Origin of the sequence: Hahella ganghwensis DSM 17046, assembly GCF_000376785.1 — a bacterium.
Taxonomy (GTDB): Bacteria; Pseudomonadota; Gammaproteobacteria; order Pseudomonadales; family Oleiphilaceae; genus Hahella; species Hahella ganghwensis.
This window is the reverse complement of the sequence record NZ_AQXX01000144.1, coordinates 121,957-144,487: the sequence shown is the minus strand read 5'-3', so window position 1 is coordinate 144,487 and position 22,531 is coordinate 121,957. Positions and strand designations below refer to the sequence as shown.

At 49.9% G+C, this 22,531-nt stretch carries 14 protein-coding genes; 3 read left to right on the top strand and 11 right to left on the bottom strand.

From position 1 onward, the window contains the following. Nucleotides 1–31 precede the first annotated feature (31 nt). Nucleotides 32–4,567 carry a PAS domain S-box protein gene (locus tag F566_RS0130580; protein WP_020410876.1) on the bottom strand — a complete coding sequence of 1,512 codons (4,536 nt, stop codon included), beginning with the start codon at nt 4,565–4,567 and terminating at the stop codon, nt 32–34. Nucleotides 4,568–4,899: 332 nt separating this feature from the next. Next, nucleotides 4,900–5,295, bottom strand: coding sequence for a YciI family protein (locus F566_RS0130575; RefSeq protein ID WP_020410875.1), 396 nt, complete (start codon nt 5,293–5,295; stop codon nt 4,900–4,902). A gap of 247 nt (nt 5,296–5,542) precedes the next feature. Between F566_RS0130575 and F566_RS0130570 the strand changes: the two genes are divergently transcribed. After that, on the top strand, nt 5,543–6,310 hold the full coding sequence (locus tag F566_RS0130570) for a carbonic anhydrase (RefSeq protein WP_020410874.1): 768 nt from the start codon (nt 5,543–5,545) through the stop codon (nt 6,308–6,310). 159 nt (nt 6,311–6,469) lie between these two features. Here F566_RS0130570 and F566_RS0130565 read toward each other — a convergent pair whose 3' ends face one another. Next, nucleotides 6,470–7,783 carry an NAD(P)/FAD-dependent oxidoreductase gene (locus F566_RS0130565; RefSeq protein ID WP_020410873.1) on the bottom strand — a complete coding sequence of 438 codons (1,314 nt, stop codon included), beginning with the start codon at nt 7,781–7,783 and terminating at the stop codon, nt 6,470–6,472. A 234-nt stretch (nt 7,784–8,017) separates the two neighbouring features. Between F566_RS0130565 and F566_RS0130560 the strand changes: the two genes are divergently transcribed. Next, the gene (locus tag F566_RS0130560; protein WP_020410872.1) at nt 8,018–8,566 is read left to right on the top strand and encodes a cupin domain-containing protein; all 549 of its coding nucleotides are present in this window, start codon (nt 8,018–8,020) and stop codon (nt 8,564–8,566) included. 118 nt (nt 8,567–8,684) lie between these two features. Here the strand turns inward: F566_RS0130560 and F566_RS0130555 are convergent, their stop codons facing one another. Beyond that, nucleotides 8,685–9,581, bottom strand: a complete 897-nt coding sequence (locus tag F566_RS0130555) for a LysR family transcriptional regulator (protein ID WP_020410871.1) — start codon at nt 9,579–9,581, stop codon at nt 8,685–8,687. Between the two features lie 101 nt (nt 9,582–9,682). Between F566_RS0130555 and metE the strand changes: the two genes are divergently transcribed. Beyond that, a complete protein-coding gene (gene metE / locus F566_RS0130550) occupies nt 9,683–11,983 on the top strand; it encodes a 5-methyltetrahydropteroyltriglutamate--homocysteine S-methyltransferase (protein WP_020410870.1) in 2,301 nt (766 codons plus the stop codon). A 76-nt stretch (nt 11,984–12,059) separates the two neighbouring features. Here metE and F566_RS0130545 read toward each other — a convergent pair whose 3' ends face one another. The 7 genes from F566_RS0130545 to F566_RS0130515 form a co-directional block, all read right to left on the bottom strand. Next, the gene (locus F566_RS0130545; RefSeq protein WP_020410869.1) at nt 12,060–14,639 is read right to left on the bottom strand and encodes an EAL domain-containing protein; all 2,580 of its coding nucleotides are present in this window, start codon (nt 14,637–14,639) and stop codon (nt 12,060–12,062) included. 151 nt (nt 14,640–14,790) lie between these two features. Beyond that, on the bottom strand, nt 14,791–15,648 hold the full coding sequence (locus tag F566_RS0130540; RefSeq protein ID WP_020410868.1) for a D-amino-acid transaminase: 858 nt from the start codon (nt 15,646–15,648) through the stop codon (nt 14,791–14,793). A 3-nt stretch (nt 15,649–15,651) separates the two neighbouring features. Beyond that, nucleotides 15,652–16,086 carry a universal stress protein gene (locus F566_RS0130535; RefSeq protein WP_020410867.1) on the bottom strand — a complete coding sequence of 145 codons (435 nt, stop codon included), beginning with the start codon at nt 16,084–16,086 and terminating at the stop codon, nt 15,652–15,654. A 12-nt stretch (nt 16,087–16,098) separates the two neighbouring features. Next, on the bottom strand, nt 16,099–18,687 hold the full coding sequence (locus F566_RS0130530) for a TRAP transporter permease (RefSeq protein WP_020410866.1): 2,589 nt from the start codon (nt 18,685–18,687) through the stop codon (nt 16,099–16,101). A gap of 200 nt (nt 18,688–18,887) precedes the next feature. Beyond that, nucleotides 18,888–19,871 (bottom strand): TAXI family TRAP transporter solute-binding subunit, encoded by a 984-nt coding sequence (locus tag F566_RS0130525; protein WP_020410865.1) that lies wholly within the window; start codon nt 19,869–19,871, stop codon nt 18,888–18,890. A gap of 348 nt (nt 19,872–20,219) precedes the next feature. After that, nucleotides 20,220–21,047, bottom strand: a complete 828-nt coding sequence (locus F566_RS0130520) for a beta-keto acid cleavage family enzyme (protein ID WP_020410864.1) — start codon at nt 21,045–21,047, stop codon at nt 20,220–20,222. Further along, the gene (locus tag F566_RS0130515; protein ID WP_020410863.1) at nt 21,044–22,414 is read right to left on the bottom strand and encodes an aspartate aminotransferase family protein; all 1,371 of its coding nucleotides are present in this window, start codon (nt 22,412–22,414) and stop codon (nt 21,044–21,046) included. The genes F566_RS0130520 and F566_RS0130515 overlap by 4 nt, the downstream gene beginning before the upstream one ends. Nucleotides 22,415–22,531 lie beyond the last annotated feature (117 nt).

Here is a 22,531-nt window from a genome sequence, read left to right as displayed (position 1 = left end):
TGAGATAACATCCGCCATGAGCAACTCCTCATCATGCAGATTCCTCAACCTGCCTCTGTACATTTCGACAGCATGCTAGCGCAACATCAAAGTCCATCCGCTCCATTGCTTCAGCCAGTATCTCGAATTCATGAGGAAACAATACAGAATATTGTCCCTTCATACCTTCAAATACGTCCAATGCCTGAAGATTGGCCTCTTTTAGGAGCCCTTCCAAGGTTATCAGCTCCTCACCCAGATCTTTCTGGCTCACAGACTCTGTCATTTGCACGTGTGCTTCAATATCAACAGATCTCTCAACGACCTTTTCAACTTCCTCCTGAACCATATTAAATTGCCATTGCAGATCCCCCAGCCACACTTCACACCGCTCCATACTGCCATCTTCCACGATGGCTCCTTCAATATGCTGCGCCAGGGTGGACAGTTTATTGGCGCCAATCGTGGCCGCCCCTCCTTTGATACTATGCACCATGCGCTGCAACGTCTCGATGTCCGTGTCGCCGTTTTCTCCTGACACAAGGCACTCAATTAACGAAGGAGTGTCACGAAGAAAGTGATCCAATGCCTTTTGATATGCCCCCTCATTTCCCTGAAGGCGAGCCAACGCACCCTTTCTATCCAGGACAACATCTGCAAGAGGCTCTACTTTGACACTAACAGGAGGCTGTACACTGCCTTCTCCTGAGTGATGCAGAATAACGTCGATCAATTGATCCACATTAAACGGCTTACCAATATGATCATTCATGCCACAATCCAGTGCCGCTTTGCGGTCAGATTCCATGGCATTTGCTGTCATGGCAATAATCGGCAACTGATCCTGAGTCCATTGTTCCCTGATGATACCTGTTGCCGTATAGCCGTCCATTCCCGGCATCTGGATATCCATCAGCACCACGTCATAGGAAGCTTCTGAAGACTTAACCATATCAACAGCTTTGACACCGTCGACAGCCAGGTCCACTTCGGCCCCTTCTTCCTTCAGTAGTTCGAGCGCCACTTGTTGATTGGTAGGGTTATCCTCCACCAGCAGGATAGATAATCCCTGCAAACGTAGCTGTTTTTGTGCTTTAACACTTTTCGATATGGCCTGATTTCCCGCCATTCCCCCAGCCACAGCATCAAGAAGTACCGATGCTGTTACTGGCTTGATCAGAAAGCCATTGATCACATCAGGGGCAAGCATCTGATGCTGGGCAAGAGCTTCACGTTTTTGCGCTGTGATCATAATGATCAGCGGCAGCCTGTCAGCAGGAAACAGATCACGCAGGCTTTCACTGGCCTCCCAACCATCAATCCCTGGCATCAGCCAATCCATCAGAATGAGGTCATAAGGAGGCTGCTCAGGCGCACTGTCCTGAACCTTTTGAATTGCTTCCTCTCCTGAACTGACCGTATCCACCTGCCAGCCAAGGCTGGTCACTATCCCTCCCAGAATGTCCCGAGCACTGGCATTATCATCCACAATCAACACTTTCAGGTTTTGCAGAGGTCCATCTATATGAAGCTTCTGCTCTTCAATCAGTGTGCAGGGAATATAAAAACTGAAGGTACTTCCCTTGCCTTCTTCACTTTGCGCACTGAGATCCCCTCCCATCAGGGATACCAGCCTCTGGCAGATGGTCAATCCCAGCCCTGTCCCACCATAACGCCTGGCAGTGGATGTCTCCGCCTGAGAAAACCCTTCAAATATGCGCTGGAGGTATTCTTCGGAAATGCCAATACCCGTGTCCCGAACCGAAAAAGACAGGATCAACATATTCTCCGTGCGGGAAAATGTTTTCACTGACAGGACAACCTCGCCGCTCTCGGTAAACTTCACCGCATTACCAGCAAGATTGATCAGTACCTGCTGTAACCGCATCCCGTCAACCAGAACACTGTCAGGAAGGTCTGGATCAATATCAAAAAGCACTTCCAGGGCCTTGTCACCGACATTGGCAGAGAGAATCACTCCCACCTCCCTGAGCAGACTATCGATATTGCAGGGCTGGGGATCAAGCTCCAGCTTGCCAGCCTCCACTTTGGAGAAATCCAAGATATCATTCAGGATTCCCAACAAAGCTCTGGCCGCCGACTCCGTTTTTTCAACATAGTCCGCCTGCTGAGCCTCCATCGATGTGTTCTTCAGCAAGTGCAACATGCCAAGAATCGCATTCATGGGCGTTCTGATCTCATGACTCATATTTGCCAGGAATTCAGACTTGGACTTATTGGCTTTATCGGCAGCCAGCTTGGCTTCCTGAAGGCGTGTCTCATAGGCGCGCCGGTCAGTGATATCACGATTGACCCCGAGCACCAGTACAGGTTGGTTATCAGCATCACGTTCGACAACGGCAGTCGCCTGAATATACCGCGTACTGCCATCCGGACGAACAATACGAAAAGTGGGATCAAATACGTCTTCACCGTCCATCGTTGCCTTTAGCTGTGACAGGGTGGCATCTCGGTCTTCCGGGTGCAGAGAGTTTTCCCAAAACTCATAATATAAACCCGATTCCAGGGTTTCCCGGGGCACCTGGTAAATGTTCTGCATCTGTTGATTCCATTCCAGAGAGTCATCTTCAAGATTCCAGGTCCAGATTCCAAGTTCGGCAACTTCTGCCGCCTTAACCAGATGATCCCGCATTCTCATTAGGTTCAGTCGATCCTGAACCTGACTGGAGATATCCGAAGCCATGAGGAGGTAACCAGAGATATTTTCATCTTCATCGGCCAACATGGTGACCGAAAGGTATACCTGGAAGTGCGAACCGTCTTTGCGGATATAGGTCCACTCGTGCTCATTGTTAAGATGATGCCGGGATTTGGCAAAAATAACGTCATCACCGGGTGCGATTTGCTTACCTAATTCTTTGGAAAACTCTACAGCCCGGTTACTTAATTCCTCCTCCAGACAGAATGAGCGCGGAGTTTGCCTGTCGATCATCTCTTCCGCGGAATACCCTAGCATACGTTCAGCCGCGGGGTTGAAAAGGGTGATAAAACCTTCTCTATCTGTTGCGATAATAGCGAAACCAGCATGATTCAGAATGGCTTTCTGCAAGGCGTGGTAATGCCTTATTTCTTCGGTTCTTTCTACAACCTGCTGTTCCAGAGTCGAATTCAGGTGGCGAATTTCCTCTTCTACCGCCTTCTGTCGGGAAATATCCCTGATCGTTTTGGCTGACCCGACAATAGTACCTCCGGCATCTTTAATCGGGCTTGCCGCGACAGAAACATCCAGCTCTAAACCATCTTTTCGTTTCCTGCGTGTATCGAAGTGCGGAACTTTCTCGCCTTTCCCGATTATTTCAAGAATATTTTTCTCTTCATGAGCTCTATCCTCGGGCACGATAAGAGAACCCAGTCGCTGGCCTGTCGCTTCGGATTGCGAGTAACCGAACATCTCTTCCGCGCCACGATTCCAACTCAGGACGACCCCATTAAGAGTGTTTCCAATGACAGCATCATCAGTACTCTCAACAATTGCTGCGAGTCTGGCCTGTTCTACACTGACTTTTTGCTTTTGCCGGTTGTTCAACCAATACAAATACAGAAATCCTCCTGCCACTGCGATGCAGGCAATCACGGCAATCAGGAGGGAAAACACGGATTGCAGCACCTGAATTTCAATATTCTCTTCTGGGGTCACCAGGATAAGATTGAGTCCCCATAATGGATCGTCGGGCTGAAAGGGAATACGCCGCTGCATCGCGATAATGTGCCCATCTGATCCGGCAAAGTACTCCAGTGCTGAGGGTAACGCATTGTTTGCTAAAGGTTGGAACTCATTCTCCCAGCGGTAACTTTTGTCAAAATCGAAGCCGAATGTCTTTCCAGGATCAGGATGAATCAGAAAATCCCCTCGAAGGTTGGTCAGGTAGACCTGGACACCTTCGGGCAGGTTTTGCCTCAGTTTATCAAGGAGATACTTTGCTTTGATGTTGATGACCACTATGCCGAAAGTATCGCCGTTGGTGTTACGAATCGGGGTGGCCATCCTTATGGTTGGAATGTGGGGAATCTCAACAGCACCGTTCTCCCTGTTGAGATCAATATCTGAAATATAGATTTCGTGACGACGTAGCTTGACGGTTTCCCGGAAATATCTCCTGTCACCCTTAGCCTGCATCTCATCGTTGCTGACCACCACAACATCCTGCCCTTGACGATTTACCCGAACCAATTCCCTTCCATTACCAGCAACACCAATATAACGAAGCTGAAAAACTTCAGGGTGGGCATACATGTAGCTACTGAAGATCGCATTGAGACGACGTATCCAAAGAGATCGGGTGCTGTTTTCCCATACATCAAAACCACCTTTGCCACTTGCTCTGACAATTCCCTGGATAGGGGGAACAGAGGCGAGAAACAAGAGGTCATTGTGGTAGCTCTGTAAATCCTGCGAGAAGCGCTCCGTTCTAAGACCGACCTGTCCCTGAAAATGCTCTTCCAAGTGAGCATACGCGCTATACAGCCCGACTCTCCAGCCCGCAAGCACGACGACAGCCAGAAGCGCAACCGTGGCAGCCAATGCAGAGATTAAGCGGGATTTGAGGGACCGAAAGATCTTATCCATAGAACGCTGTCGGAGAATCCAAAAACCGTTGAAAAGTTAGGAATACACCTGTAAATATAGTTTAAAGATTCTGTATTCCAATCAAGATTCTCCATACGACCTGACTTTTCTTAGTTATCAGGACAACTGGAATCAACCGATAATTATGTCCCCCACATTGGCTGCCTCGTCAACTAGCTGAAATTGCACGTCTACAACTATCCCAAAATCTCTCCAAATAAGCCGTATACGTTAAAATACCGGCTCGTCGGGACCAAATCCGGGCATACATGACTCTCCCATGCCTTGACCATTGATTTCATCCCGTGCCTGGCGTTACAACGTCATCTTTTTCATCCCTCATAGTCAGAGGCAGCCTGTTGAATGTCTTCAGGAAAGTCTTCGAATTCCTGCACCTGACGAACTTCAATCACTTCGTTATCAGATGCGGGACAACGTCTGGCCCACTCAATCGCCTCTTCCCGCGATGCCACCTGGATCATCCAGAATCCTCCCAGAACTTCATTCGCTTCCACATAAAGACCATCGGTCACTGTCGGCTCACCACGCTTAAAAGATACCCTTGCTCCCATAGAAAGAGGATGCAGGCCTTCCAACGAAACCAACACACCTGCCTGCTGCAATTCCCGATTATAGGCCATCATGGCCTCAACAGCGTCCGTTGCCGGCATCGTACCTGGCTCGGCTGTTTCATACCCTTTTGGTATCATCAACATCATAAATCTCATTGCTATTCTCCTTGGCGCAATTCGCGGGTTCAGACACATTCACCTGGAATGTCAATTCATTCACAAGCGCTATTCCACTCCATAGTCGTTCTTCTGTCGGCGGTTTCGACATCCCTGAAATAAGTTTTTACCCATCATGAATAAATGCTAATTGTTCATCGTACCGGCGATTGATTTATAACAGCACATCTAATCAGGACACATGTCGCTATGCTAGACAACGACCAGACATCAAAAGGAAAAATTCATGTCAAAGAAACCCTCTGCCGTCATTTCAACTACCACAGTCCTATGGCTAGCCATGCTTGAAGGTATGGTGTTAGCTCCTAAAGCGTTATCCGAAGAGAGCAAATGGAGTTATACCGGGAATGAAGGGCCTGCCTATTGGTCCACGTTGGACCAGGATTATCTCACCTGCGGACAAGGGAAAAATCAGTCACCCATTAACCTAACGAATATGGTCGAGGGCAAACTACCGGAAATAAGTCTCCAGTACTCAGGTAAAGCAACAGAGGTCGTGAATAACGGGCATACAATTCAGGTAAATTATGCTCCCGGCAGCACACTTGAGCTAAATAACAAGAAGTTCGAGTTGAAACAGTTCCACTTTCACTCTCCCAGCGAAAACACAATCAAAGGAGAAAGTTTTCCCCTGGAAGCACACTTCGTCCATGCCGATGAAAACGGGAATCTCGCCGTACTTGCACTCATGCTCAAAGAAGGCGAAGAAAACCAAGCTCTACAACCTGTGTGGGAAAAGATGCCTTTGGATTCCGGCGAAAAAGAAGCGTTGACGACCCCGATCAATACAGCCGACATTCTTCCCTCGTCCCATGCCTATTATCGTTTCAATGGATCGTTGACCACGCCTCCCTGTTCCGAGGGAGTCAGATGGCTGGTGTTGAAAGACTCCGTGACCATCTCAAAAGAACAGCTGGAGAAGTTCAACCAGTCCATTCCATTTGACAATAATCGGCCGGTACAGCCAGTGAATGCCCGGGTTATTGTGCAGTAGGCTTATTCAACTTCCCCTTTATTCAAAAGGCTGAGTCCACGGTACGCTTATGAGCGTCCGTGGATGGAATATCCCTTCAGGTAACGGTTATCTTGTAAGCCATCGATTCGTATAGGAGTGGGAACAAGCTATATCACTTTTCAGCTTCCGCATCCTGATCTAAAACAGATCCATAAAACGATAGTACAGCATCCCCAGCGCCAGCAAAGGTGAGCGGAATTTTGGACCACCGGGGAAGGTCATATGGCGGACTTTTTCGAAATATTCGATGCGGTGGCTTTCCTGATGCATCGCCTCGGCAATAAGTCTGCCGGCCATATGGGTCGCATTGAGGCCATGGCCGGCATAAGCCTGCGCATAATATACATTGGGTCTCAAGCGGCCGATTTGAGGTAGGCGGTTCGCTCCGATACCAATCATGCCGCCCCACTGATAGTCAATTTTGACGTCTTTAAGATAGGGAAACAGCTTGACCAGATCTGGCTTCATCACCCCCTCGATGGATTTCGGGTCACGTCCAGAGTAGTTGCAGCGGCCACCGAATAGCAGTCGCTTGTCAGCACTCAGACGATAATAATCGAGTGCTACATTCTGATCACAGACCGCCATATCCTGGGGCAGAGTCCGTTTCCACTGCTCTTCCGTCAGCGGTTCGGTAGCGATAATGTAGCTACCGGCAGGAAGGACTTTGGTTTCAAGAACCTTATCCAGGCCAGCGACATACGCATTGCCACAAAGCACCAGTTTGTCGGCTTTGACTCGTCCCTTGGCGGTGTGAACCACAATACCGGGACTTTCCTCGATTCTGGTCACCAGACTGTTTTCAAAAATCTGCACGCCTAGGGACGCAGCCGCGTGCGCCTCACCGGTTATCAGATTCAACGGGTGAACATGCCCGCTTCCCATGTCCACTAAACCTCCCACATAGGCGTCGGTGCCGACCACTTCCCCCATGCGCTCAGCCTGGAGAAGTTCTATGTGGTGAGGATAGTTCACGGATTTCAGCCATTCATAGTCTTCTTCGAAGTCCCGGTAGTGCCGGGTCTTGGTGGCAAGATCACAGTAACCCATTTTGAGGTCACAATCGATATCGAATTTTTCGATACGGCTCTTGGCGATATCGACGGCTTCGAATCCCATCTGTGAAATAGCGTCAATACCTTCCTGACCAATCCACTTTCGAGATTGCTCAAGACCATGACCTATTCCCCGGATCAACTGGCCACCGTTCCTCCCGGAAGCTCCCCATCCGATCATGCGGGCTTCGACCACCGCAACCTTATCTCCTCTCTCGGCCAGCTCTATTGCCGTATTAATGCCACTGAGGCCGCCCCCCACAACACACACATCGACGTTGACCTCCCCTTCCAGGGTTGGATAGGTATCCGGGTAATTCCGGGAGGCAACATAATAGGAGTCAGGGTGGTTGTCACTGTGAGTATGAGGGTTCAGGTATTTTGTCATGGGGACCATGTAAATTATTCTGTTCTAACGTTCGGTATTTTTGACACACATCCTTCCAAGTTGCAAGCCCTGGAATCAGCATAAGTATTAAAATGAAACTTTACGTTGGTCTGACCTCCCCCTTTTGGTAACATTTGTAAAAAATAATGAATGGCTATTTGATTTTATTTAACGCCCACCTGTCAAAAATACCATTGTGTACAGGTTGGGACGGTCAAAGAGACTGCCTGGAGGTGACAAGCGTTGGATGTAGGAGCTCGATTAAGGGCAATTCGCAAGCAGAAGAATCTCTCTCAGCGTGAGCTGGCAAAACGTGCTGGAGTAACCAACAGCACCATTTCCATGATCGAAAAAAACAGTGTCAGTCCGAGCGTCAGCTCATTGAAAAAAGTACTGACGGGCATTCCCATTTCCCTGGTGGAATTTTTTGCTGAGGATGTTGAAGACGATAAGCCACAGACCGTTGTCTACACGCCCTCCACATTGCTGGATCTCTCCGTCAACGATATCAAGATGAAGCTGGTCGGAAAGTCTTTTGGACACCGGGCACTGGCCTTTCTCATTGAAACCTACCAACCCGGCGCTGACACCGGTGAAGATATGTACGTCCATGAGGGCGAAGAGGCCGGGTTAGTCCTGACCGGTCAGTTGGAACTCACTGTCAGTGGCGAGATTTACCATCTGAAACCGGGGGACAGTTACTACTTCGACTCCACTCGACCGCACCGTTTCAGAAATCCTTACGACGAGCCTTGTGAAATTGTCTCCGCTACCACGCCGGCCAATTTCTAATATGAAGTGAAAACCCGATCGCGGCATTTGATCCAGCCAGGGGAAATCATTCCCCTGGCATGTCCGGACCTTTCCACCCAGATTGATCTATTTCTCAACAGCACTTTTCCAGGCATCACTACCCGGCCACCTTTTGAATCCGCCGACAGTCTTCAATAAATCCGTTAAGGTAATCCACCTCCCGATCCTGTACCCGTGTGCCGACATAAATATTCTTCTGCAATCCCTGGGGACCTAGAGGCTTTGACACCACGGGAAGCTGCTCAGCGTAACGACGTATCAACCAATCCGGCATGGCGCTAACTCCCCGCTCCGCCGCAACCAGTTCCATCATAATTTCGGTAGTTTCCACCTGAGGATTCTGTTTTGGCGTAATCTGCTGCGGAATCAGGAAATGGGTATAAATATCCAATCGTTCCCTGGGCACCGGATAGCTGATCAATACTTCGTTCTGGAGATCCTTCGGCTCAATAAACGCCTTCTCCGCCAACGGGTGGAATTTGAATACTGCCAATTCCAGCTGATATTCGAAGACTGGCCGGAATTCAAGCATGTCATCCTGTACCGGATCGGGAGTGATTAAAGCATCAATTTCAAAATGCTTGATCGCCTGCAACCCTGAAAACTGGAAGCGTTGCCGGACATCCAGATCAACATCCGGCCACTTTTTCAGGTAAGGGCTTACCACCTGCAAAAGCCATTGATAGCAGGGGTGGCATTCCATTCCGATACGTAACCGACCACGCTTTCCGTCTGCAAATCCCGTCATCATTTCTTCCGCCTGTTCCAATACCGGCAGCACTGTGCGGGCCACGGACAACAGGTACTGACCTGCCTGCGTAAATTCAAGCTTCCGGCCTTGTCGGGTCCAGACAGTCACGCCCATACGGTCTTCCAGTTTGCGGATGGCATGTGACAACGCTGATTGAGTCAAGCATAGATGCTCCGCCGCTTCAGTCAATGTGCCATGGCGGGCAATCGCCGCAATAATATCCAAATGTGACCGTTCAATCATGAATAACCTTCATACCATAGTGAAAATACATCAATTTTATTCACACTAACACAGCGCTAGGATGCAGGGAATTATCGTTAATCAGCAACACGGATAGGGACATGGCAAAAGTACATAATCTTGGGTTTCCACGCATCGGCGCCCGCCGGGAACTGAAATTCGCCCTGGAGCGCTATTGGAAAGGTGAAGTTTCCGCTGAAGACTTGGCAAACACGGCGGCGGATATTCGTCGAGAGAACTGGCAGAGACAGATTGATGCAGGATTGGACCTGATCCCTGTAGGAGATTTTTCTCTCTACGATCAGGTACTGGATACCAGCTTCCTGATCGGAAATATCCCGGCCAGATTTCGTGAAGGTGCATCCGTCAGTCTGCTCAACCAGTATTTCCGGGTGGCCCGCGGTCGTTCGCCAGATCCGCACGCTCCACCAGTAAGAGCCGCGGAAATGACCAAATGGTTTGATACCAACTACCATTACCTGGTGCCGGAATTGGGCCCTGAGGTACAGTTCGAATTGCAACCACAGAACCTTCTGGACCAGATCAGGGAAGCCAAGGCTCTGGGAGCTAATATCAAGCCTGTGATTCTGGGTCCGCTAAGTTATTTGTGGCTCGGCAAAGGCCCTGAAGGCTTCCAGTCGCTCGACTTGCTCGAACGAATTTTGCCAGTGTATTCCAGCCTGATCGAAAAGATTGCTGATGAGGGTGTTGAGTGGATTCAGATCGACGAACCTATTCTGGCTCTGGACCTGCCAGATAACTGGAAAACCGCCTTTGAAACCACCTACCACCAGATTCGACAGTCCAAAGTGAAGGTCCTGATGGCGAGCTATTTTGGTCCACTGGGTGAAAATCTCACGACCATTGCCCACTTGCCGGTGGAAGGTCTTCATATTGATGCTGTCAGGGGCCGCGATGAGGTCACCATCGTATTGGATAAAATCAGTGGCTATAAAACCCTGTCTCTGGGTGTTATTGATGGTCGCAATATCTGGCGGGCAGACTTAAATCAGCTGTTGCAATGGCTAAAGCCGATTCATGAAAAACTTGGCGATCGACTTTGGTTGGCACCATCCTGTTCATTGTTGCATGTCCCGGTTGACCTTGGACAGGAAGACCAGCTTCCGGATGATGTCGCACACTGGCTCAGCTTTGCCCAGCAAAAGTTGGAAGAGCTTAATACGCTCTCCACTGCACTGAACCAGGGAGAGGATGCTGTTGCCAGACAGTTGGATGCGAATGCCAGCGCGGTCTTCAATCGGCAAAACTCCTCCCGAGTGAAAAAAGGTGAGGTGCAGAATAAGCTGGCTCAACTGGGAGACAATACCTTTTTCCGCGAGATCCCGTTCAATGAGCGTAAAACGGTACAGCAACAATCATTGAACCTACCTTTGTTTCCAACCACCACCATTGGTTCGTTTCCACAGACACCGGAAATTCGTCAAATAAGGCAGCAGTTCAAACAAGGCAGTATCGATAAAAACGATTATGCACGCGCCATGGAAACAGAAATACGCCAGGCTGTCTCTGTGCAGGAGGCTCTTGATATCGATGTGCTGGTGCATGGAGAGGCCGAGCGCAACGACATGGTGGAGTACTTTGGTGAACAATTGGACGGGTACTGCTTTACCCGCTTTGGCTGGGTGCAATCCTACGGTAGCCGTTGCGTTAAGCCACCGATTATTTTTGGCGATGTTTCCCGTCCAGCCCCAATGACGGTCGAATGGAGCCGGTTTGCACAGGAACAGAGCCAACGTCCGATGAAGGGAATGCTGACCGGACCGATCACCATGTTGCAATGGTCATTTGTTCGTGACGACCAACCCAGAGAGGTGACGGCCAATCAAATCGCCCTGGCACTTCAAGAGGAAGTTCTGGACCTGGAACAGGCGGGAATCCGCATTATTCAAGTGGATGAACCCGCGTTGCGGGAAGGCCTGCCTCTGCGACGGACAGAATGGGCAAAGTATCTGGCCTGGGCAACGAGGGCATTTCGCCTGAGTGTGCACGGTGTGGCAACATCCACGCAGATTCACACGCACATGTGTTATTCCGAGTTTAATGACATTATCGAGGCCATTGCAGAACTGGATGCGGACGTTATCACCATCGAAACGTCACGCTCGGACATGGAACTCCTGGATGCCTTTGTGAACTTTCAATACCCCAATGACATCGGCCCGGGTGTTTATGATATCCACAGTCCCAACATCCCCGGAAGACAAGCGATAGAAGACCTCATGGAAAAGGCACTGGCTCACATTCCAGCCCGGCAATTGTGGATAAACCCTGACTGCGGACTGAAAACCCGACAATGGGATGAGGTCCGGCCGGCTCTGGAATCCATGGTCGAGGCGGCCAAGGCATTGCGCCGGCGTCATGGAACGCCTGCGTCACACTAGACCGGGCAATCAGGAGGAACCGCCGTGCGGAGGCTGAACCATTCAGTCTCCGATACGCCAGTTCCTGCAGGTCTCCTCATGCAGACAGTGATTTGGAATTGGACTGTCTGCTTTCCAGCCAAAGCTTAAGAGATTTAAAGTTCATAGGACGACTCAAGTGATATCCCTGAGCAATATCGCAACCCATATCAGTCAATATTTCCAGCACAGCCTCGCTCTCAACACCTTCTGCAACCACGTCAAAGCCAAGGCTGTGACACATGTCTATCGTTGTCTGAACAATAATTCGTGAAGTTTCCTTTTCACAAATATCGGTGATTAAGGCTCGATCAATTTTAATCTCACTGGCAGGAAGCTGTTTCAGGTACGACAGTGATGAGTACCCGGCACCAAAGTCGTCTATCGACACTTTCAACCCTTCGTCAGAGAGCTTATGCAGCGCACTGAGGCCCAACCCCGGATCCTCCATAATTGCCGTTTCCGTCAGCTCCAGTACCAGAGAATGGCGAGGCAGGGACAGGCGTTCGAGGGCATCCTTCAAAAATGCTTCCAGATCGGTTTCCATGAGATTCTTTGCCGACAGATTGACCGACAGGGAGTTCACATACCCCAGCATCTGTAATTCTTTAAAATCCTCCAGGGCACGACGCACTACCCATCGGGTCAACTCCCGGATCACCCCGGTTTTTTCTGCCAGAGGAATAAAGTGGTCAGGAGGGACAAATTCACCATCTTCATTCCGCCAACGAATCAACGCTTCTATTCCCACAACCTGATTGTTCGCCAGGGAAACTTTAGGCTGATAATAGAGTATTGGCAGGTTATCCCTGAGTGCCTGCCGCAGATCTGTCATCAGTGTCAGGCGACGTTGGTCATAACCATCCTGGCGCGGTGAATAAAACGCCATGGGCGGATTGCGTCGACGGGCACTTTCCAGGGCCACGTGGGCGTGGCGGATCAACTTGGTGGCATCACGACCATTCTTGGGGTAGACGGACACACCAAATACCGCACCGACTTCGATGTTGAGCCCCTGATAATCAAAGGGTTCAGCCATATCCGCCATGAACTTGATATAGGCGTCACTATTCTGTGCCGGGGCTTCAGCCTCCACCAGAAATCCCAATGTATCGTTGTCACAGGCACTGACCCAATGCCCGCCTTCATTGGTCTTTTCAATCGGCACTACCCCGGTTAAGCCCGATGCCAACTGATTGGCTTTCTTTCCTATTCTGCGGGTCAGGGACTCTGCATGGATGAGGCCGAGTGTTTTGGTGATTTCCTCAAATCGCGTCATTCTCATGAGAACCACCAGATACGACTTATCCCTGACAGATTTGATGTGGTCATAAATGGCCATTTCATACAGATTACGATTGGGCAGTCGGGTGACAGGATCATGCAGCGCCATCTGGATCAGCTGCATCTGGGCTTCACGACGCTCACGCCCTTCTTTGAGAGACTGCATCTGCGCTTTGACCTTTTCCTCACGCTCCTGATGAAGACGTTCAGCCAGGGCGATGGTCAGTATTGTTGCTTCAATCGCAGAGCCTATCTGCATGCCATAGTCTGACCAGAAAGTATTCGGCAAAATGCCATACTTGTGCGCCATGGTCACAACAAACCCTGTCGTTAAGGTCGACCAGGCAAAGGTAAAATATATCGCCGGTCGACTTCCTTTCCACCATGCGATCGGCCCGGCAAAAATCAATACGAGCCACAAGGGCGCAGCCAATAATGCGGAAGCCCTGATCGATATTCCGTAGGGCAGAAAGAAAGCGCCAATCAAATTAACTGCGGAGATGATCGCCAGCACCTTCAGCGCCAGATCAATTTTCGGCAGTACCTGCGGCGTATTCAGAAATGAACGGGCAAATAATATTGAGAACAGCGACAGAACCGGAATCGACAACAGCATCGCCTGATGCTGTACCCAGGTATGATTGATCAGTATGTGCTGGGCAAAGAAGCCTCGGAGGCAGAAAAAGAAAAGCAGGTTCCCCAGCAGAGACAGCGCATAGTATAGATATGTCACTTCCCGCAGCATGGCGAAAATGGCCAGATTAAGCAAAATCATCAAGCTGATCAGGCCGTAATAATAGAAGTGCAGCTTGATTTCCGCTGCAGAGGCTTCAAAAAAGGCTTTTTCCCGCCATACCCTGAGAGGATATTGCATTGCCCCTTCGGTTTGGGTGCGGATATAGATCGTTTTTATTTCCCCGGGGGCCAGGGGAACGCGCAGTAAAAAATTGGGATGGTCTATTTCTCTGGGGTAGAAAGGGTGCTGGTCACCAATCAGAAGAACCTTTTCCAGCGTGCCATTGGCAAAGAGAAAAAGTTCCACCTGATCCAATTGGGGATAACCGACTTCGACAACATATTTCGCCGCTTCACTTCCCTGGTTCCGAAGGGAAAATCGTGTCCATATCTGTGAGCGGGTATACCCGAAATTAGTGCCGCCACCTGGGATAAGGTGCCAGCTATCCGGGGGGAGATTACGAACTTCGTTGACAGTCAGGCTGAGCCCTTTGTCTTCGAGAAATTCCAATTCAACATCATAGGGACCAGGCTTTTCATCAAGACTGTTCAGGGGTGTACCAAAAGATACAGACCCCTGAAGCAGAAGAATGGTTGCAAATATCAGCCTGATCCACATAAGTCACTTAAAGGTGAAGTTTACGCTCACCTCTGTAACTATAGCTCTTAAACAACCTGAGCGTACAATTGTGCGCTGAATTAGCGCACTAGGTATCACATTACGCCCAATTCAGCACAAGAAGTATGCAACTCCACTATCCTGCGACAGCTCAGGAAAGTGTCTGCCTGGCAAAATCGATATAAAGTTCTCTCAATCGCTTTACCATGGGACCCGGTTTGCCATCACCCAACTGATGGCCGTCAATGGATACAACAGGCAAAACAAAAGTGGTAGCCGATGAAATAAAGGCTTCCTGAGCCTGATAGGCCTCTTCAGGAGTGAACAGACGCTCTTCGATTTGCATACCATTTTCGGCGGCCAGTGCCAGAATCGCCTGACGGGTAATTCCCGGCAGAATATCCGGACTGAGTGGACGGGTAATCAGTCGTTGTTGCCGATCAATGATATAGGCATTGTTCGAGGTCCCCTCGGTCACATAACCATTTTCCACCATCCAGGCATCATCCGCTCCCTGCTCGGCAGCCTGTTGTTTGGCCATAGAAGCCGGCAACAACCCCACCGTCTTGATATCCCTTCTGCGCCAGCGAATGTCAGGCACGGTAACCACTTTCAATCCAGTTTCTGCGGCAGGTGGTGTCATGACGTTGCGAGAGTAACTAAAGGCCACGACGGAAGGTGCGGGGTTCTCGGGGAAGTTAAAATCCCTGGTGGCCGCGCCTCGCGATACCTGAAGGTAGACCATCCCCTGCTCGACCTGATTGCGCTCCAGCAGGGTTTTCTGCATTTGCGTAATCTCGTCATCCGACATTGGACAGGTCATCTTGATCTCACCCAGCGAGCGATGCAGCCTCGCCAAATGGCTTGCATTATCAACAAGCCCTCCATCGATCACAGAAGTGACTTCATACACTCCGTCAGCAAACAGGAAGCCCCGGTCAAAAACCGAAATTCGGGCTTCTGACTCTGGAACATACTCTCCGTTTACAAAGACAACAGATTCAGACACAAATCACCCCTTTTTCACAACCATCACTGGAATTTTTGACCGGCCAACCACCTTGTTGGCAATCGACCCGAGTACTGCTTTTTCAATTCTGGAATGCTTATGGCTGGCCATCACAATCAAGTCCGCTTTGACCTTGGTGGCCGTTTTCAGAATCAGATCCGCCGGTTTTCCCTCAAGGGTATAGGACTTGTATTTGACGCTGTCCTCTGTGAAGTACTTCTCCAGAAATGCCTCAAGATCCTTTTGGGACTGTTTCAGTGCTTTATCAAAAGCATCATCCGGAAAAAAAGAACCAACCCAGGGATTCTGATAACCCGGAACCACATGAACAATATGCAGACAGCCTTTCTCGTTGAGAAGCTGTCTGGCATGGGTCAGGGCCAGGTCAGAAAACCCATCTTTGGCCATATCCACTGGTACCACAATTGACTTGTACATATTTCAGCTCCTTCAGGCCAATGCAGCAGAACCATGAGTGCGACGACGTCGTTGCATCATGGCAATCAATCCCAGAATGACAATGGCAGGTAGAAACATCCATTCCTTGGCCGGCCGGTCCGCAGCCTTCTGGATACCCACGATTCTCCAGTCAAAATCAATGCCTGATTTCTGGGCCTGGCTACCAAACACCACCATATCCACTGTCCAGCTATCTTCAGCTTCGGTCAGCATCAGCCCCATGGCATTGAGTCTTTCCTCGGCGCCTTCCAGCGCTTCGTTCAATCTCAATGACACGGTTTTGGACACCTCGTCCCCTTCCAAAGTCATACCTTCAAAGTTCAACTGGATAAATTCGCCGGGTTGCAACCTGTTAACACTCTCATGCAGCTCAGTTGCCGGCAGATTCTCATATGGCGGATAAAGCTGATCCATCCAGTAACCCGGACGAAACAGCGCAAACGCCACCAGCAGCAGAATCAGTGATTCCCAGATCTTACTCTTCACCAACCAGTAACCCTGAGTGGCTGCGGAGAAGACCAGGATTGCCGTAACCGCACTGACAATCGTCAATATCAGATCAAACACAGACTCAATGCCAATCAACAATAGCTGAGTGTTGAAGATAAACATGAACGGAAGAATGGCCGTCCGGATATCGTAGGTAAAGCCCTGAATACCGGTTTTGATTGGATCAGACCTTGCGATCGCAGCGGCAGCAAATGCCGCCAGTCCCACGGGGGGCGTATCATCCGCCAGGATACCGAAATAGAACACGAACATGTGGACAGCAATCAGCGGAACAATCAGTCCGTTCTCAGCACCAAGAGTCACAATCACCGGTGCCATCAAGGTTGATACCACAATGTAATTGGCCGTGGTGGGAAGTCCCATCCCCAATATAATGCATATGATGGCGGTAAAAATAAGTATCAGAATCAGGCTACCGCCGGAGATAAACTCAACAAACTCCGTCATCATCTGGCCCAGACCGGTCAGGGTGACCGTTCCAACGATGATTCCCGCAGCTGCTGTCGCCACACCGATACCCACCATATTGCGGGCACCATTGATCAACCCTTCCACAAAATCATGCCAGCAATCTGCAAATTTGGCAGCCCAGCCAGCCTCACCTCGGAACCAGGCTTTCAGCGGTCGATGAGTCAATACAATCGCAATCAGGAACACCACCGAATAGAACGCCGATTGCTGAGGCGAATAGCGTTTAACTGCCAAAGCCCAGAGTAAAACGATAATCGGCAGAGCAAAGTAAAGACCCGATAGTACAGTGGGACGCACCTGCGGCAGATGATCAAGTTCAATACTGGCATCATCTTCTACCAGTTCCGGATACCCGGCAGCGATCTTCAATAGCCAGAAATAGGCAGCAATGACCGCCAGAATCATCACTGGATAGGACCAACTGCCCATGGCGGATTCCAGAAAGGTACTGCCGTAATACACAATGCCTGACAGTGCCAGCATAATCAGAATATTCATGCTCCAGACCATCAACCGTTGCGTAGGCGTTGGCTTATTCTGGCGCTCAATCCCCTGCATATTCAGCTTCACCGCCTCCAGATGCACAATATAAACCAGTGCGATATAGGAAATGATGGACGGCAGGATGGCATGCTTGACTACTTCAATGTAGGAAATACCAACATACTCCACCATTAGAAAGGCAGCAGCTCCCATGATCGGCGGAGTAAGCTGGCCGTTAGTGGACGCAGCCACTTCGACTGCACCGGCCTTGGTGCCGGGGAACCCTACCCGCTTCATCAAAGGAATCGTAAATGTTCCAGTGGTGACAACGTTGGCAATTGAAGAACCGGAAATAATACCGCTGAGGCCTGAAGCGACAACCGCCGCCTTCGCGGGCCCGCCGCGCATATGTCCCAACAGGGAAAAAGAGGTTTTAATCAGATAATTCCCTGCGCCGGCCTTATCGAGTAAAGCCCCCAGCAGAACAAACAGGAATACAAATGTTGTGGATACCCCCAATGCAACGCCGAACACCCCTTCGGTTGTAATCCACTGGTGAGAGGCGACTTTGTTCAGGCTGGCCCCTTTGTGGGCAATAACGTCCGGCATGTATTGGCCAAAAAAGGTAAACGTCAGGAAGACAATGGCCACTACCATCAACGGAGGTCCCAAAGCACGCCGGGTAGCCTCAAGTAGCGTAATCATACCGATCACGGCGATAGCGACATCAGCAACAATGGGAGCCCCCATCCTGTTGGCAAGGTCATCACGGTTTACCAGGAGGTAAAGACAAGCCACAGCACCTGCGATGGCATAGACCCAATCCATCGCCGTCAGGCGATCATGCGCGGACTTTTTACGCGCCGGGAACAGACAAAAGGTCAATAAAAGGGCAAAAGACAGGTGAATAAACTTTGCCTGATCTTCATTTAAGGTGCCGAAATTGAAAATAAACGGCAAAGGCGATGCGTACCAGAGCTGGAACGCGGACCAGGCGATCAACAAACCGATCACCATCTTTCCGACAGGGCCGGTCAGGGTCCTGCTACCCGTCTCGGATCGCAGCAATTCTTCTACAGCAGAGTTATCTGAAGTATTGGTCGTGGATTCCGACATCCTGGACTCTCCATTAATGATGCCTGCAATGACACGTTAGCCTGACAATACAACAGGGTTGCGATTCAGGCCAGGTCAGATTTAGGGGACGAGCTAAAATTTCGCGCATAACCACAAAAACCTTTGCCAGTCAGTGTTGAAAATTACGGTGAGAGAGGGAACTCCCCGGTCAGGCAATGCCTGGCCGGGGCAAGCGGGCCTTACATCAGGCCTGCTTCTTTGTAGTACTTTGCCGCACCAGGGTGCAGAGGAGCAGAAAGACCGTCTTTGATCATTTCTTCTTTCTTGAGATTTGCGAAAGCAGGGTGCAGCTTCTTGAAGGTTTCAAAGTTTTCGAATACCGCTTTTACGACTTCGTAAACCACTTTTTCAGGAACCTTGGCAGAAGAGACGAAAGTAGCACCAACACCGAAGGTCTGAACGTCATTGTCAGAACCGCGATACATACCACCTGGAATAGTGGCTTTACGGTAGAAGGAGTTATCTTTCACCAGTTTGTCGATAGCAGCGCCGGAAACGTTTACCAGAACGCTGTCACAGGAAGTGGTCGCTTCTTTGATGGAACCACTGGGATGTCCAACCGTGTAGATCATGGCATCGATCTTGTTGTCACACAGTGCTTTGGACTGTTCTGCGGCTTTCAGCTCGGAAGTCAGGGTGAAAGTATCATTATTCCAGCCCATCTCGGCCATCAAAACTTCCATGGTTCCACGCTGACCGGAACCTGGATTACCGATGTTAACGCGCTTACCTTTCAGGTCTTTAAAGTTCTTGATGCCGGCATCTGCACGGGCAACAACTGTGAACGGCTCAGGATGCACGGAAAACACAGCGCGTAGATCCTTGAATGCACCAGCGTCTTCAAACTTGCTGGTTCCATTGTAGGCATGGTACTGCCAGTCAGACTGTGCAACCCCCATATCCAGCTCACCGGCACGAATGGTGTTGATGTTGTAGATAGATCCACCAGTACTTTCTACGGAGCAGCGAATTCCATGTTCTTTACGGGTCTTGTTGACGAGACTGCAAATTGCACCACCGGTGGGATAGTAAACGCCGGTGACGCCACCCGTACCAATGGTAATGAATTCCTGTGCCTGAACAGGTGTGGCCATCGCAGCAACGGTAATTCCAACGCCAGCTACAATTGACTTGATAGCAGTACCCACTGACTTGATCTTCATTACGCTTCCTCTTGTTTCTTTATCTTATCGACATTGACATTGACAAACAAAAGCCCGGCGCACCCGATAACGGGACCCGGTCTTCGCTCATGGTCCTTTTTACTGTAAGCATTCTGAAGGCAATTTGCCTTTATTATTCGCCTACAGCCTAGAAACTGCCCAATTTTTGTACAGATTTTTTCCCTTTCACATCAATATAGTCCATAGCGAAGCGGTTCACAGTAAGTATCGACCACTAGTGACAGTCACTTATAGAAATCTATAGAAAATTAGGCCTATGACTTAAGTATGAGGAGTTTGAAAGCACCGCGAAAAATGAAAAATCATCGGTTAAACATGGCGTTATATTCACATTAGTCGGGATTTGAATTCTGTCGCTGAGTATATGTTGCGGTTTAACTGCTGGGCCTGGATAACTCCCTGAATAACCAGATCGCAGTTATCCGAAGCAAGATCACCATGATGAAGAAACAAGTTGTTTTCAAACCCCACTCTGATGTCACCTCCCATTGCCAGAGCTGCTGCGCAGACCGGGAATTCAAGTGCGCCGAAACCACATACTGCCCATGGTGTTTCGTCAGTGTGAGCCGCCAACATTGACGCAAGATCCGCAGGATGACCCCGCCCGCGGCGTCCCACGACAAACAGTAGGTGATGCCCTCCTGCCGGAATGATCCCACATGATTTCAGCTGATGATATCGACGAACATCACCGGCATCGTAAAGTATATACTGGGGCAAGATTCCAGAGTCGGAAACCCAGGCCAGAAAATCCGCCACTTTCCGTTCATCGATCCCAGGGGTTTGCGGAAGTATTTCGGCAATTGCCAGACTCACAGCTTCAGGAACAACTTCACGCACCAGTGTCATTTGCTGTTCTGGTGTGTATATTCCGACAGCCTCCGTCGTCATCTGCACGATCATACTGTTTCCGACCGCTGTTTTGACTTGATCAATAAAGCGGCGGTTAAGTTCTGGCTCCAATGAATGTTGTCCTGCTTCGTCCCGCGCATGCAGGTGGATCATTGCCGCCCCAGCCTGTTGGCAGTGAACAGCACATTCTGCCATTTCTTCCGGCGACAAAGGCACCCGTTTATGATCACCGCGGCCCTTGCGTGCCCCATTGGGAGCCACCATGATTAAGGCTGGCGGAAAAGAAAACTCCCCAGAAATCATACAGCCTCCTTTAATGTGACCGACAACGGTCTGGTTGATTGAGATAGCCCACAAGCGCTATTCAGCGCAATCACCAGCTTATCCACCATTTCCTCAACTTGTGAATGCTCCAGAATAAATGGAGGTGCGAGCAAAATGTGGTGCCCGCGGCGCCCGTCAATGGTTCCGGACATCGGATAACACATCAGCCCCCCTTCGAGCGCTCTCTCCTTGATCTTTTTGTGTATAAAGGTTTCCTCTGCCAAGGGCGCTTTTGACAATTTATCTGCCACGAGCTCAAGCCCCACAAACAGACCTCTGCCGCGAATATCCCCTATATTGGGATGGGCGGCAAACCTCTCTTGCAACATACTGAATAGATACTGTCCGGTCTGCTTTACCTGATCCAGCAACGCTTCTTCCCGAATGACTTTTTGCACTTCCAATGCGGCAGCACAGGCGGTGGGATGTCCCATATAGGTATGGCCGTGTTGAAAGTAGCCTGATCCTTCTGAGATCACATCGAAAATTTTATCATTAACCATCAATGCCCCTATAGGCTGGTAGCCCGCTCCCAGACCTTTGGCAATAGTAATCATGTCCGGCACCACATCATCCTGCTCGCAGGCAAAGAGGGTACCGGTCCGCCCCATACCGCACATGACTTCATCCAGTATCAATAAAATATCGTGCTCCCGGCAGATTTCACTGACACGCCGGAAATATCCGGGCACCGCAGGAACTGCACCGGCTGTTGCTCCTACAACTGGCTCGGCAACGAATGCGAGAATATTCTCGGACCCGGTGGTTTCGATAACCTGCGCCAGCTCGTTGGCGACTCGCTGGCCGTACTCCCATTCTGTCTCGTCGACTTTTTGATCCCGATAGGCATAACAGGGGGCAATCAGATTTGCGGGGGCCATCAAAGGCTCATAGGGGGTTTTGCGCCATTGATTACCGCCAACACCGAGCGCTCCCAAAGTATTTCCGTGATAACTCTGGCGCCGTGCAATAAAAAGCCGTTTATTGATCTGGCCTTTTTCGAGGTAATACTGTCTCGCCAACTTGAGGGCAGCTTCCATGGATTCAGAGCCGCCGCTGGTGAAATATACGTGATTCAAATCCCCCGGAGCACCTTCAGCCAGTAGTGTTGCCAGCTCCTCTGCCACCCTAGTTGTAAAGAAGCCGGTATGCGCATAAGGAATGGACTCAATCTGTTGCCTGATGGCAGCAATCACACGAGGATGATTATGTCCCAGGCTCGAAACGGCAGCCCCGCCACAACCGTCCAGATATCTCTTGCCAGCACTATCCACAATATAAGGCCCCTGGCCGGCAACAGCGACAGGCAAGGAAGACCGACATTGACGATGAAACACATGGGACATGAGAAAAGCTCCTGCGAGACGAATAAACTACCAAATGACGCTATTTAAAGCGGTTCATTTTTTGTACGCAATAGAGTTATTCGCTATCCTCATGAGAAATTCTCATGAGTATAAGGC